The sequence below is a fragment of the Ciceribacter sp. L1K23 genome, assembly GCF_018122705.1.
Taxonomy (GTDB): Bacteria; Pseudomonadota; Alphaproteobacteria; order Rhizobiales; family Rhizobiaceae; genus Allorhizobium.
Genome location: NZ_JAGRRC010000001.1, coordinates 1019023 through 1032384 on the forward strand (window position 1 = coordinate 1019023; position 13362 = coordinate 1032384).

Below are 13362 nucleotides of genomic sequence, written 5' to 3' on the forward strand. Positions count from 1 at the left end.
GACGTGGTTGCGCCCTGTGTTCGGTGTTGATCACTTCTCGCTATCGAGGTGGGACATCATCGCCTCGGCATAGCGGGTGCCAGATGCCGATCCCTTGGGTACGGCGTTTTCGATCTCCGCGAGGTCAGCCTGTGTCAGTTCCAGATCAAGGGAACCGAGCGATTCCGCCAGCCGGTCGCGACGGCGGGCTCCGATGACCGGGACGATATCCTCACCCTGAGCAAGAACCCAGGCGATGGCGGCTTGGGCCGTCGTCATGCCCTTGGCGGCGGCGATCCGGCCGAGCGCTGCGGCAAGCGCCAGGTTCTTTTCCATGTTTTCTCCCTGGAACCTGGGGCCGTGGGCGCGGAAATCGGTTTGGCCGACCTTCGAGGGATCCCAGTGCCCTGAAATGAGGCCGCGCGAGAGGACGCCGTAGGCGGTGATGCCAATACCGAGTTCGCGGCAAACGGGCAGGATCTTGTCTTCGAGGCCGCGTGACACCAGGGAATATTCGATCTGTAGGTCGGCGATCGGATGGACGGACGCCGCTTTGCGGATCGTGTCGGCGCCGACCTCCGAGAGGCCGATGTGGCGCACGTATCCCGCTTTCACCATGTCGGCTATGGAGCCGACTGTGTCCTCGATCGGCACCTTCGGGTCGAGGCGCGCGGGCCGATAGATGTCTATATAGTCGACGCCGAGGCGTTTCAGTGTGTAGCAGAGGGCTGTTTTCAAGGCGTTGGGGCTGGCGTCGTAGCCGATCCAGGCTCCCGACGGATCGCGCTGTGCGCCGAACTTGACGCTAAGCTGGTACACATCGCGGCTGAGGCCGCTGACAGCCTCGCCAATCAGCATCTCGTTGTGGCCCATGCCGTAGAAATCGCCCGTGTCGAGCAGAGTGATACCGGCGTCGAGCGCCGCGTGGATGGTGGCAATGCTCTCCGTCCGGTCGGAGGGTCCGTACATATCGGACATGCCCATGCAGCCGAGGCCAATGCGAGAGGTGTTCGGGCCAGTCTGGCCAAGTTGTGTCTTCTTCATAGGGATCTCCATCTGGCGTTGGCGGGTTTGTCGAACCCGCATCGGAAACGGAAGGGATTTTACTCCAGCTTGGATTGTGAGATAATAATGCATTATTTGTACAAGTTGTGCGGAAAATAGAACAATGCGCGATATTCCTCTTGCCGACCTTGATGCCTTTGCGACCGTCGCACGGCTTCGCAGTTTCCGTGGGGCCGCCAAGGTGAGAGCCGTTTCCGCTTCCTCGCTCAGCGAGGCGATGCGGCGGCTGGAGGAACGGCTTGGAGTCCGGTTGTTCAACCGCACGACCCGCAGCGTGACACTGACAGATGCAGGCATGCGGCTTCTCGATCGCGTGGCTCCGCTGATGAGCGAACTGGAAACAGCGCTCGATGACGTCAACGAATTTCGCGACCGGCCGATGGGCCGGCTGCGCCTCAACGTGCCGGGCGCGGCGTCGCGGACATTCCTTCCGGATATCCTGTCGCGTTTCCTGGCGGACTATCCGGATATCGTGGTCGAGCTTTCCGTGAACGACACGCTCGTTGATGTCCTGGCCGAGGGGTATGACGCGGGAATCCGTTACGAGGAATCCCTGCATCAGGACATGATTGCCGTTCCAATCGGACCGCGGCGGCAGCGCTATGTTTGCGCGGCATCGCCTACCTATCTTGCCGAGTACGGTCGTCCGGCTCATCCGCGCGATCTGGTCGCCCACCGGTCGGTCCTTCACCGCTTCCCCAACGGAAGGATGCTCAACTGGTATTTCGAGCGTGGAGAGGAGTCATTGACGGTAACGCCGCCGGCGCGACTGATATGTGAAGCGTTCGAGGTCGAGCTTGCCGCGGCCGTGTCAGGCCTGGGAATTCTGGCGACCTTCGAGGAATTTGTCCGTCCCGCTCTCGACGACGGCAGTCTGGTGTCCATCCTCGACGACTGGACCGAGGTATTTACCGGGCCGTATCTTTACTATCCGAGCCGAAAATACATGCCGGCGCCGTTGAAGGCGTTCGTCGATTTCGTGCGGCAGGAGGGGAAGGCTGCGGAACGTCGCTGATGGAGGTCCCGAAGACATTGCCTCCGGGACCGGATTGCTTTCACAGAAGCCAGCCGCTTCTACCAGTTGTATTTCAGCGTGCCGATCACCTTGCGACGGTCACCATAGTATTCGGTGCCGTAGTATGAGGTCGAGACGTATTCCTTGTCGAACAAGTTGGTAGCATTGACCGCCAGGGTGACGTCTTCCGTGACTTTGTAGCTGACCGCTGCATCCACGAGGGTGTAACCCTCCACCGATACGGTGTTCGCTGCATCGCCGTAGGTTTGGCCAATGTAGCGCACGCCGCCGCCAATCGTGAGGTCGCCGCGCTGCCCGTCGCCCGGAATGGTGTAGTCGAGCCAGGCCGATGCGAGGTGCTGCGGCACCCGCTCAGGTCTGTTGCCGACATTTCCGCTGATACCGTCCTCCAGGATTTCCGCATCCCAATAGGAATAGGCGAGGGTGATATTCACATTGTCTGTCAACGCGGCCTTGCCCTCGAGTTCGATCCCGCGAACGCCGACCTTGCCGATCTGCCGCTGTTCCGTCGGCGAGACATAGCTCGGGACATTGGTCTGGGTGAGGTCGAAGAAGGAAACTGTGAAGAGGCCGTCGAAGCCCTCCGGCTTATACTTCAGACCCACCTCGAACTGTTCACCCTCCTGGGGCTTCAGCGAGCCATCGACCGCGTAGCCGTTTGCCGTGGGGGCCACGAGCGGCTGGAAGCTCTCGGAATAGTTTGCATAGAGGGCTAACCCCGGGGTCACCTTGTAGGTCAGACCAGCGCGGGAGGTGAAGGCCGAGGCTGTCTCGTCATCGCGGGCTCCGGTATCCAGATAGTCGGCGACGGTATTGACGTGATCCCAGCGTCCGCCGAGCGTGACGATCCATCGGTCGTCGATCGTCAGCTGCTCCTGCGCGTAGACGCCGACGGCCTCCTGTTTGACCTGCCAGTTCACGTAGGGCCCAACGGCGATGCACGACATGCCGCAATACTGGGGATCATAGATGTCGATCGGACCGGCGGTGCCGTAGAGGATCTCCTCGCGCGTGTTGTCGTTGGTGTAGTCGACACCGACGAGTGTCTTGCTATCCAAGCGACCCCAACTCGCGTCGTACTGCAACTGATTGTCGAAGGCGTAACGATTGGACATGCCGTCGACGGAAAAGGCGGTGCGGTCGGCCGTCGGATCCGTGGAAGCGCCGTAGACCTCGGCATAGTCGAGATCGAGATGCGTATAGCGGCCGTTGGAGCGGAACGTCAGGCTTTCGTTGAACTCGTGTTCGAACTGGTAGCCGATGTCGACCTGCTCGGTGTTGAAGCGGTTGAAGTCCGGTTCGCCGGTGAACGTGTCGATGTCGATATCAGCGCCGGTTGGAAAGCCGCGCGCTCCTGTGCCGTCGCGCTTGGAATAGTCGGTCAGGATCGTCAGCGACGTGCCTTCTTCCGGTTTGATGGTAAGGGCCGGCGCGACGTAGATGCGGTCATCATTTGAATAGTCCCAGCCAAGATCGCCTTCCTTTGCCAAACCGGTGAGGCGGTAACTCCAGATCCCTTCCTCGTCGATCGGTCCGCCGAAATCGACGCCGACCGTCTTCGTGCCGTCGCCGTAGGACGTGAACACCTCGCCGTGCTTTTCGTCCTGCGGGCGCTTGGTGATCGCATTGACAAGACCGCCGGGACCGTTGAGGCCGAACAGGGTCGATGTCGATCCCTTGAGCACCTCTACCCGCTGCAGGCCGTAGGGCTCGAGCCGGCTTGCCGTGAACCAGGCGGGAATGCGGGCGGCCAGACCGTCACGGTAGGTTCCCAAGGTCGTCTGGTCGAAACCGCGGATGCGGAAGTAGTCATAGCGATCATCGCTGCCGAACTCATCGGCGAACACACTGGATGTATAGCCGATTGCCTGCTGCAGGCTGTCCACCTGGCGCTTCTCGAGTTCCTGTTGCGTTACCACAGACACCGAGGCTGGGACGTCGATGACCGGCGTATCGGTCTTGGTTCCGGTGGCGGACTGTTCGGCAACGATCGTGGTGTCCGGGCCAACCGGGCGATTCGACTTGCCATCGACGACGATCGTCTGAAGCTCGGTTGCGTCCTGGGCGCTGGCGAACCCGCTGATGCCCAGCAACGCGATCGTCATCATCGCACTGCTCGCCGTTAGTCGCCTTATCAGAACCTTGCCCCGTTCCGTCGTCATTCTATCGTCCCTTCCTTGATCAAAATCATGTGGCGACAGCAGGCCGCACCGTCGCCGTGGGCGGAACCTATTTAAACAAGATAAAAATAGTCAAGTTAAGAATCGCGACTTCTGGATGGGAAGGGTCGTTTTCCTCGATGTTGTCGACTGGCTGTGACATTGCAGCGATGCATCAATCGGCGTGATCGTGCGGCCAATATTATTTCTTGATTGGTTTTCGGGCTTGCGGCCTAAATTTTGTTCAACTATCGAAGTGGGGACCGCCGCTCCGCCAGCCCGATCTGGAAAGCGGCTTTTTTCGTTCTGGAAACGCGATCATGGATCACACCGCCACACTTCTGCGCCCCAAACAGGTGGCGGACGGCTGGATGGCGCACGTTCGTGCGACGCTATCGCTTGGCGTGCCGTTGATTGGCGCCCAGCTGGCGCAGCTCGGCATCCACACGACCGACGTCGTGATCGTCGGGCAGCTTGGTCCGGTTCCACTTGCGGCAATGGTGATCGCCGGACAGTTCTTCTTCACGATCTTCATCTTCGGTTCGGGTTTTTCAATCGCTGTCGTGCCGATGGTCGCCCAGGCCTATGGCCGTGGCGATGCCGTTTCCGTCCGCCGCTCGATCCGCATGGGCATGTGGGCGTCGATCGGTTACACGCTGCTGACGGCGCCGCTGTTCTACAATGCGGAAGCCATCCTGCTCGCGCTCGGGCAGAAGCCTGACGTCGCCACACTTGCCGCCGACTATGTCCGTATCGTGCATCTCGGGCTGTTGCCGGCGCTGCTGTTCGCCGTCTTGCGCTCGCTTATCAGTGCCACGGGCAAGGCGGGGATCATCCTCTATGCGACGCTGGTTATGTTGGTGATGAACGCCATCCTTGCCTACGCGCTGGTGCTCGGCCATTTCGGCCTGCCGGCGCTCGGAATGCTGGGTGCGGCGATCGTCGCCGCGGTCATCCACTGGGCTAGCTTCTTTTTCCTCGTCGTCTATCTGCAAAGGCGACCCGAGACCCGGGGATACGAACTGTTCGTCCGCTTCTGGCGGCCGGACTGGCACGCGCTTTGGGAGGTCATTCATCTCGGGCTACCGATCAGCGTCACTGTGCTGGCGGAGGTCAGCCTGTTTGCAGCAGCATCGCTGCTGATGGGGCGCATCGGCACGCTGGAGCTCGCGGCACACGGTATCGCCCTGCAACTGGCCTCCATCGCGTTCATGATCCCGCTGGGTCTGTCGCAGGCAGCCACTGTCCGCATCGGTATCGCCCACGGGCGGAACGACTATCCGAACCTTGTGCGGGCGGCGATCACGGTGACGCTTATCGCGATGCTGATCGCGCTGGTCGGCGGCATCCTGTTTGCGGCGATTCCGACGACGCTCGGAAGCCCGTTCCTGAACACCAGCACGGCGGATGCCGCGCGCGTCCTGGAGATCGCCGGACCGTTCATCGTGGTGGCAGGCTTCTTCCAGCTGATGGATGGTCTGCAGGCTGTTGCGTCCGGCTTGCTCCGGGGGCTGAAAGACGCACGCGTGCCGATGGTGCTGGCGCTGGTCTCTTACTGGCCAATCGGGTTCTTCCTCGCCTGGCTCCTGGCGTTTCCGCTCGAGTTCGGCGGCATCGGCATTTGGCTCGGCTTTCTCATCGGTCTTGCGAGCGCTGCGCTGATGCTCAGCCTTCGCTTCGTTCTGCTGGTCCGGCACGAAATGAAAACGGCCGGCGCCTGAGGCGCCAGCCGTTTGTACCATTTCGATAAGATGAGTCTTATCAGCGCTCTGCGAGCGCCGGCTCGCCCTTTTTCTCGCGCAGCATGTTGACGAAGCGGCGGAAGAGGTAGTGGCTGTCCTGGGGGCCGGGCGAAGCCTCGGGATGATGCTGAACCGAGAAGACCGGCTTGCCGACGATGCGCAGCCCGCAATTGGTGCCGTCGAACAGCGAGATGTGAGTTTCCTCCACACCTTCCGGCAGGGTCTTCGTATCGACCGCGAAACCGTGGTTCATCGAGACGATCTCGACCTTTCCGGTGGTGTAGTCCTTCACCGGGTGGTTGGCCCCGTGATGGCCCTGGTGCATCTTTTCGGTCTTGGCGCCGACCGCGAGGCCGAGCATCTGGTGGCCGAGGCAGATTCCGAAGACGGGCAGGGTGCTATCGATCAGCTTGCGGATAACCGGAACGGCATATTCGCCGGTCGCTGCCGGGTCGCCGGGTCCATTCGACAGGAACACGCCGTCCGGCTTGAGCGCCAGGATGTCTTCCGCCTTCGTGGTCGCGGGGACGACGGTAACTTTGCAATCAAGGCCGGTGAACAGGCGCAGGATGTTCCGTTTGACGCCGTAGTCGATGCAGACCACATGGTATTTCGCATCTTCGGGCTTCAGCTCGGCAAAGCCTTCGTCCCAGACCCATGGCTTTTCCGACCACTGCGACGACTGGCCGGATGAAGCGACCTTGGCGAGGTCGAGGCCTTCGAGGCCGCTCCAGGCCTTGGCTTCGGCTTTCAGCGTCTCGATGTCGAAGACACCGTTCGGATCGTGGGCGATCACGGCATTTGGCGCGCCGTTTTCGCGAATCCAGGCAGTCAGCGCACGCGTGTCCACGCCGCAAAGGCCGATCACGCCGCGCGCCTTAAGCCACGCGTCGAGGTGCTTGGCGGCACGGTAGTTCGAGGGATCGGTGATATCGGCCTTGAAGATGACGCCAACCGCGCCGTGGCGGGCAGCGGGCGTCAGATCCTCGATATCTTCGTCATTCGTGCCGACATTGCCGATGTGCGGGAAGGTGAAGGTGACGATCTGGCCGAGATAGGAGGGATCGGTCAGGATTTCCTCGTAGCCGGTGAGGGCGGTGTTGAAGCAGACTTCGGCCTGGACCTTGCCGGTGGCGCCGATACCCTGTCCCTCGATGACGGTGCCGTCGGCGAGAACGAGCAGGGCGGTGGGCTTGCGGGAGGTCCACGGGGCTGTCGTGGTCATGGTCTATCCGTTTCCGGCCGTTTGCGGCCGCCCTTGAAGGACGGCGGGCTGAGGGCCATTTAAGCGCAGGCAAAGGGAGGCGCGAAGGTCGCGCCGGTTCGTCCCGACTGTATTTGGTGCAGGTGCCGGAAAATAGTCGCATAGGCCCGACAGGTCAATTCGCGTTTGTGGAAAGCGTGGAATTTCTTCCAATGAAATTCAAAGGCTTGGCTAATTGATTTGCGTGGCCGCGCGGCTGTCGTTATGACTTCGGCAAAATTGACAAGGAAAAGCCACAATTCGGCGAACCCGGAAACGGGCTTTTCATGGAGAAAAATCATGCTGCGCGACAAGTTCGCCAATGTCCTCAAGGACGCTCTGAAAGCCAAGGATGTTCGCCGCACCTCGACCGTCCGTCTGATCCAGACGGCGATCAAGGACCGCGACATCGCCAATCGCGGCGTGGGCAAGGACCCCGTCAGCGACGACGAAATCATGCAAATCCTCGTCAAGATGATCAAGCAGCGCGACGAGTCCGCCAAGATCTACGAGGACAACGCCCGTCCGGAACTCGCCGCCCAGGAGCGCGAGGAAATCGAGATCATCAAGAGCTTCATGCCGGAACAGTTGCCGGAGGAGAAGGTGCGCGAACTCTGCGCTGCCGTCATCAACGAGACCGGCGCGCAAGGCTTGCGCGACATGGGCAAGTGCATCAGCACACTGAAGGAGCGCTATTCCGGCCAGATGGATTTCGCCAAGGCGTCCGGCGTGGTGAAGGACCTTTTGAAGTAGCCCGGCCTGAACGGTCGAGACCCCAAACTCCGCCTTCGGGCGGAGTTTTCGTTTCTGCCCTCGACTTTTGGTCTGTGAATAGCGGGTAAGGCAATCCGATTGTCTTGGCGCCTGCTCGTTCGTAGCTCTATATGAATGAGCCAACAGCAGGGACGCTCATGCGTTTTTCTAACAGCTTTCTCGACGAGATCCGTGACCGCGTGCCGATATCGGCCGTGGTGGGGACGCGTGTGTCGTGGGACAGGCGCAAGACCAATGCCGCCAAGGGCGACTACTGGGCCTGCTGCCCGTTTCACGGCGAGAAGACGCCGAGCTTTCACTGCGAGGATCGCAAGGGGCGCTATCACTGCTTTGGCTGCGGCGTGTCGGGCGATCATTTCCGCTTCCTGACGGACCTTGAAGGTCTGAACTTCCCCGAGGCCGTCGAACGTGTTGCCGACATGGCCGGTATCGCCATGCCCAAGGCCGATCCCCAGGCGGAACAGCGCGAACGCGAGCGCACGACGCTGCTCGACGTCATGGAGATGGCAACCCAGTTTTTCCAGGAGCAGCTTCAGTCAGCAGGTGGGGCCAAGGCGCGCGCCTACCTGCGGGAGCGAGGCCTCTCCGGCCGAACCATTGAAACCTTCCGCCTCGGTTACGCTCCGGAAAGCCGCAATGCGTTGAAGGAGCATCTGGCTGCGAAAGGCGTGCCCAAGGAGCAGATCGAAGCCTGCGGTCTTGTCCGTCACGGGCCCGATATTCCCGTTTCCTACGATTGGTTCCGGGACCGAATCATGTTCCCGATCCTGTCGTCGCGGGAGAAGGTCATCGCCTTCGGCGGCCGGGCAATGGCGCCCGATGCCATGGCGAAATACATGAATTCGCCGGAAACCGAGCTCTTTCACAAGGGGACCGTGCTTTACAACTTTACCCGCGCACGTCGTGCCGCGCAGGGAAGCGGTGGTGATGCACGATTGATCGCAGTCGAAGGGTACATGGACGTCATCGCGCTTCACCAGGCGGGCGTCGAAAACGCGGTGGCGCCTCTCGGTACTGCGCTGACCGAGAACCAGCTCGACCTCCTCTGGAAGGTCTCGCCGCAGCCGGTGCTGTGTTTCGACGGCGACCAGGCGGGCCTTCGCGCCGCCAATCGCGCCGCCGATCTGGCCTTGCCACATCTGAAGCCCGGCCGTTCCGTACAGTTTGCCCTCCTGCCCGAAGGCAAGGATCCGGACGATCTTGTTCGGCACGAAGGCCGGCGACCCTTCGACCGTGTTCTCGCCGATGCGCGGCCGCTGGCCGAAATGATCTGGATGCGCGAGACGGGGCAGGGCGGGTTCGATACGCCGGAAAAACGCGCGGAGCTCGAAGCACGGCTGAAGCAGATCGTCGCGACGGTCGGCGATGAAAGTGTCCGACGTCACTATTCCCAGGACATGCGCGACCGGCTCAACGGCCTGTTTCGGCCCGCAGGCGGTTTCAGTGGTGACGGGAGAAAGCGCTTCGAGAGAGGCAATGGCAATCGCGGCGGGCAAGGGGCCGGGCGCGGGATGCCGGGCACCTCGGCCGCAGGCGGAATTTCGGACCGGCTCGCCCGCTCCGGCTTGGTGAAAGGCTACCAAAGCAACCCGGCGCTGCGCGACAGCGTGTTGGCGCTGACCATCGTCAATCATCCCCAGTTGCTACAGGAAGAGTATGACGAAATCGCCAGTATCGACTTCGACCACCGCGACCTGCAGCGCCTCTGGTCCGCAGTGCTGACAGTGGCGATGACGAGCGGTGCCAAGCTCGATCGCGAGGCTCTGGTCCTCGAACTGGAAGCGCAGGGGCTAGGCGGTATTCTCTCAAGTCTCGACCAGCAGATACGCAATGCGCGGTTGTGGACCGCCACGACCGTGGCGGCACTGGAGGATGCGCGGGAAGGCTACCGCCAAGCGTTGTCTCTCCAGAAGCGCGCCAAGGCATTGAAGCGTCAGCGGCTGGACCTCGAGCAGGAGGTCGCGACCGCCACGGAGGACGGCGACGCCGACCGCATGGATCAATTAATCGGCGCGCTTCAGCAGGTTCAGCTCGAAATCGTCCGGATGGAAAACCAGGAGGCCATCATCGACGGCTTCGGCATCATGTCGGGGCGTGTGAAGGGCGCTGCATCGAGTCACGGTGTCTGACGATAACTGATCGTAGCGACGTCGACCGCTATGGGGCGGTTTGGAATGCTGTCGTTGCGGCCTGATGTCGTCTTTGTCGAGATTGCAGCCTTGTTCTTTTCTGAAGTCTTCCTAAATGTCTGGTCGACGTGATGGTTTTGTCTCGGCAGCAAAAGCTGCAAGCCCATCGGAATCTCTAAAAATGATGGGCATTCGCGGCGGAAAAGCTTGACGTCGGGAAAAATTGTGGGAATCACCATTGCAGGCACTTTTAGGTGAAACACGTCATGCACTTTCAGCTAAGCATGACAGGTTTATCGGATGCGCAAAGGGACCACGTGCCGGCGGGAACCATCGTGGTTAAGCAGGAATTAATACCGTTCCACTAGGTCATGGGCGGGATTCGTGGCGGGCTTATCGTCCCGTAACGTCTCACCGAAGAACATGGCATGGATACGCGTCAGGGAAAGCGACGAGATAGATGGCAACGAAAGTCAAAGAAAACGAAGAAGCAGACGGCGAACGCGACGGCGCTACGGATGGTCCGCTTCTCGACCTTTCGGATGATGCTGTCAAGAAGATGATCAAGGCCGCCAAGAAGCGCGGCTACGTGACCATGGATGAGCTGAATTCGGTGTTGCCGTCGGAGGAAGTTACCTCCGAGCAGATCGAGGACACCATGGCCATGCTCTCCGACATGGGCATCAACGTCATCGAGGACGAGGAGGCGGAGGAAGCTGCCGCCGAAGACAGCGATGACGCCGAGGATGCCGAGAGCGAAGGCGGCGAACTGGCGACTTCCACCGGCGGCGCGCTCGCGACCACCAAAAAGAAGGAGCCGACGGACCGTACCGACGACCCGGTGCGCATGTACCTGCGGGAAATGGGTTCCGTCGAACTGCTGTCGCGCGAAGGCGAAATCGCGATCGCGAAGCGCATCGAGGCCGGCCGCGAAACGATGATCGCGGGTCTCTGCGAGAGCCCGCTGACCTTCCAGGCGCTGATCATCTGGCGTGACGAGCTCAACGAAGGCACGACGCTGCTGCGCGAGATCATCGATCTCGAAACGACCTATTCGGGTCCCGAGGCGAAGGCTGCTCCGCAGTTCCAGAGCCCGGAGAAGATCGAGGCCGACCGCAAGGCCGCCGAGGAAAAGGAAAAGGCTCGCCGGAGCCGCGCTTCGTCCAGCGACGACGACATCACCGATGTCGGCGGCGATGGCGCTCCTCCGGAAGAGGAGGAAGAGGACGAGGACGAGAGCAACCTGTCGCTCGCCGCCATGGAAGCGGAGCTTCGCCCGCAGGTCATGGAGACCCTCGACACCATCGCCGACACCTACAAGAAGCTGCGCAAGCTGCAGGACCAGCAGGTGGAGGCGCGTCTGGCCTGTGCCGGCACGCTGTCTTCCGGTCAGGAGCGACGCTACAAGGAACTGAAGGATCAGCTTATCACGGCCGTGAAGTCGCTGTCGCTGAACCAGAACCGCGTCGACTCGCTCGTTGAGCAGCTCTACGACATCTCCAAGCGCCTGATGCAGAACGAAGGACGTCTGCTGCGTCTTGCCGAATCCTATGGCGTGAAGCGTGACTCGTTCCTGGAGCAATACCAGGGTGCCGAGCTCGATCCGAACTGGATGAAGTCGATCTCCAACCTTGCCGCCCGCGGCTGGAAGGAATTCGCCAAGGAAGAAAACCAGACGATCCGCGATATCCGGGGCGAGATTCAGAATCTCGCGCAGGAAACCGGCATTTCGATCACCGAATTCCGCCGCATCGTCTCGATGGTGCAGAAGGGCGAGCGCGAAGCGCGTATCGCCAAGAAGGAAATGGTCGAGGCGAACCTGCGTCTCGTGATTTCGATCGCCAAGAAGTACACCAACCGTGGTCTGCAGTTCCTCGACCTGATCCAGGAAGGAAATATCGGCCTGATGAAGGCGGTTGATAAGTTCGAGTATCGTCGCGGCTACAAGTTCTCGACCTACGCGACCTGGTGGATTCGTCAGGCGATCACCCGTTCGATCGCCGACCAGGCCCGCACGATCCGTATTCCGGTGCACATGATCGAGACGATCAACAAGATCGTCCGTACCTCGCGCCAGATGCTGCACGAGATCGGCCGCGAGCCGACCCCGGAAGAACTGGCCGAAAAGCTTGCCATGCCGCTCGAAAAGGTCCGCAAGGTCCTGAAGATCGCCAAGGAGCCGATCTCGCTCGAAACCCCTGTTGGTGACGAAGAGGACAGCCACCTCGGCGATTTCATCGAGGACAAGAACGCGCTGCTGCCGATCGACGCCGCCATCCAGGCGAACCTGCGCGAGACCACCACTCGAGTCCTCGCATCGCTGACGCCGCGCGAAGAACGCGTGCTGCGCATGCGCTTTGGCATCGGCATGAACACGGACCATACGCTGGAAGAAGTCGGCCAGCAGTTCTCGGTCACGCGCGAGCGTATCCGCCAGATCGAGGCGAAGGCGCTGCGCAAGCTGAAGCACCCGAGCCGCAGCCGCAAGCTGCGCTCGTTCCTGGATAGCTGAGGCTTGTGCAAAACGTTGATAAGGAGAACCCGGCGGCGACGCCGGGTTTTTTCTTATAGAAGTTTGCTGGAGACCCCGAAGGCTGTGCAGGCCTCCGCGAGCTTTACATCGAGGGTCGCCAGGGAGAGGCCTCCATACATGGCGACTGCCACATGCAGGCCATCACCCGCGCGAAGGCCGAGTTCCTCGCGGTCGCAAAAGCGCGCCGCCGCCAGATAGTCGGAGGCGTTGACCTGCAACACGTTGAGCGATGTCGAGAGAAGCCTGTTGAAGGCGGTCAGCGCGGCTTGCCGTTGCGAGGTGTCAATCTGCCGCGTTCGTATTTTTATCGCAACCGCCGACGAGAATTCCGTGATCGTCCATCCGCTGACGTGAACCGAACCGGACGGCTGCCGCTTTAACCACTCCATGACCCGAGGCGCTGAGGCCTCATTCGTCAAAAGCGCAACGAACACTGATGTATCGACGTAGACCATCAATAGCGGTCTTCATCACGCATTTTGCGCACCGTGTCCGGTTCGGTACGGGGCATGCTGTCGACGATTGTCTGCAACCACTCGAAGTCGATCGGCTCGCCTGACCGCCGTGCCGGTACCAGTCGAGCGACAGGCTTCCCATGCCGCTCGATCTCGGTGATTTCGCCTCGCTCCGCCTTGTTGATCAGTTCGCTCAGACGGGCTTTGGCGTGTGCGACGTTGACCGTGGTCATCTGATTTATCCATG

Annotated in this window: 11 protein-coding genes; 5 read left to right on the forward strand and 6 right to left on the reverse strand. The window is 61.0% G+C overall.

What is annotated here, in order from left to right:
• Positions 1–30: 30 nt before the first annotated feature.
• Complete coding sequence (locus J5J10_RS04710) at positions 31–1023, reverse strand: aldo/keto reductase (protein ID WP_211929034.1); 993 nt, start codon at positions 1021–1023, stop codon at positions 31–33.
• Positions 1024–1147: 124 nt separating this feature from the next.
• Between J5J10_RS04710 and J5J10_RS04715 the strand changes: the two genes are divergently transcribed.
• Positions 1148–2059: a LysR family transcriptional regulator gene (locus J5J10_RS04715; protein ID WP_208551573.1), complete on the forward strand. Its 912-nt coding sequence runs from the start codon at positions 1148–1150 to the stop codon at positions 2057–2059.
• 59 nt (positions 2060–2118) lie between these two features.
• Here the strand turns inward: J5J10_RS04715 and J5J10_RS04720 are convergent, their stop codons facing one another.
• Positions 2119–4242 carry a TonB-dependent siderophore receptor gene (locus tag J5J10_RS04720; protein ID WP_211929035.1) on the reverse strand — a complete coding sequence of 708 codons (2124 nt, stop codon included), beginning with the start codon at positions 4240–4242 and terminating at the stop codon, positions 2119–2121.
• Positions 4243–4559: 317 nt separating this feature from the next.
• On the opposite strand from J5J10_RS04720, the gene J5J10_RS04725 reads away from it, so the two are divergent.
• The gene (locus J5J10_RS04725; protein ID WP_211929036.1) at positions 4560–5960 is read left to right on the forward strand and encodes an MATE family efflux transporter; all 1401 of its coding nucleotides are present in this window, start codon (positions 4560–4562) and stop codon (positions 5958–5960) included.
• A gap of 40 nt (positions 5961–6000) precedes the next feature.
• Here J5J10_RS04725 and carA read toward each other — a convergent pair whose 3' ends face one another.
• The gene (gene carA, locus J5J10_RS04730; RefSeq protein ID WP_208551570.1) at positions 6001–7206 is read right to left on the reverse strand and encodes a glutamine-hydrolyzing carbamoyl-phosphate synthase small subunit; all 1206 of its coding nucleotides are present in this window, start codon (positions 7204–7206) and stop codon (positions 6001–6003) included.
• A 318-nt stretch (positions 7207–7524) separates the two neighbouring features.
• On the opposite strand from carA, the gene J5J10_RS04735 reads away from it, so the two are divergent.
• Both J5J10_RS04735 and dnaG read left to right on the forward strand, forming a co-directional pair.
• Positions 7525–7977 (forward strand): GatB/YqeY domain-containing protein, encoded by a 453-nt coding sequence (locus J5J10_RS04735; protein WP_208551569.1) that lies wholly within the window; start codon positions 7525–7527, stop codon positions 7975–7977.
• A gap of 158 nt (positions 7978–8135) precedes the next feature.
• Positions 8136–10127 (forward strand): DNA primase, encoded by a 1992-nt coding sequence (gene dnaG / locus J5J10_RS04740; RefSeq protein WP_211929037.1) that lies wholly within the window; start codon positions 8136–8138, stop codon positions 10125–10127.
• On the opposite strand, the gene J5J10_RS04745 is transcribed toward dnaG, so the two are convergent.
• Positions 10115–10366, reverse strand: coding sequence for a hypothetical protein (locus J5J10_RS04745; RefSeq protein ID WP_211929038.1), 252 nt, complete (start codon positions 10364–10366; stop codon positions 10115–10117). The two genes, dnaG and J5J10_RS04745, sit on opposite strands and share 13 nt — an antisense overlap.
• Positions 10367–10587: 221 nt before the next feature.
• Here J5J10_RS04745 and rpoD point away from each other — a divergent pair, with 221 nt between their 5' ends.
• Complete coding sequence (gene rpoD / locus J5J10_RS04750; RefSeq protein WP_211929039.1) at positions 10588–12639, forward strand: RNA polymerase sigma factor RpoD; 2052 nt, start codon at positions 10588–10590, stop codon at positions 12637–12639.
• Between the two features lie 53 nt (positions 12640–12692).
• Here the strand turns inward: rpoD and J5J10_RS04755 are convergent, their stop codons facing one another.
• The gene (locus tag J5J10_RS04755; protein WP_211929040.1) at positions 12693–13115 is read right to left on the reverse strand and encodes a type II toxin-antitoxin system VapC family toxin; all 423 of its coding nucleotides are present in this window, start codon (positions 13113–13115) and stop codon (positions 12693–12695) included.
• Positions 13115–13348 (reverse strand): type II toxin-antitoxin system prevent-host-death family antitoxin, encoded by a 234-nt coding sequence (locus J5J10_RS04760; RefSeq protein WP_211929041.1) that lies wholly within the window; start codon positions 13346–13348, stop codon positions 13115–13117. Before J5J10_RS04760 ends, J5J10_RS04755 begins: the two co-directional genes overlap by 1 nt.
• Between the last annotated feature and the right edge of the window lie 14 nt (positions 13349–13362).

Coding starts and splice junctions, on each gene's coding strand:
- J5J10_RS04710 (WP_211929034.1), bottom strand. CDS start 1,023: ATGAAGAAGACACAACTTGGCCAGACTGGCCCGAACACCTCTCGCATT.
- J5J10_RS04715 (WP_208551573.1), top strand. CDS start 1,148: ATGCGCGATATTCCTCTTGCCGACCTTGATGCCTTTGCGACCGTCGCA.
- J5J10_RS04720 (WP_211929035.1), bottom strand. CDS start 4,242: ATGACGACGGAACGGGGCAAGGTTCTGATAAGGCGACTAACGGCGAGC.
- J5J10_RS04725 (WP_211929036.1), top strand. CDS start 4,560: ATGGATCACACCGCCACACTTCTGCGCCCCAAACAGGTGGCGGACGGC.
- carA (WP_208551570.1), bottom strand. CDS start 7,206: ATGACCACGACAGCCCCGTGGACCTCCCGCAAGCCCACCGCCCTGCTC.
- J5J10_RS04735 (WP_208551569.1), top strand. CDS start 7,525: ATGCTGCGCGACAAGTTCGCCAATGTCCTCAAGGACGCTCTGAAAGCC.
- dnaG (WP_211929037.1), top strand. CDS start 8,136: ATGCGTTTTTCTAACAGCTTTCTCGACGAGATCCGTGACCGCGTGCCG.
- J5J10_RS04745 (WP_211929038.1), bottom strand. CDS start 10,366: ATGGTGATTCCCACAATTTTTCCCGACGTCAAGCTTTTCCGCCGCGAA.
- rpoD (WP_211929039.1), top strand. CDS start 10,588: ATGGCAACGAAAGTCAAAGAAAACGAAGAAGCAGACGGCGAACGCGAC.
- J5J10_RS04755 (WP_211929040.1), bottom strand. CDS start 13,115: ATGGTCTACGTCGATACATCAGTGTTCGTTGCGCTTTTGACGAATGAG.
- J5J10_RS04760 (WP_211929041.1), bottom strand. CDS start 13,348: ATGACCACGGTCAACGTCGCACACGCCAAAGCCCGTCTGAGCGAACTG.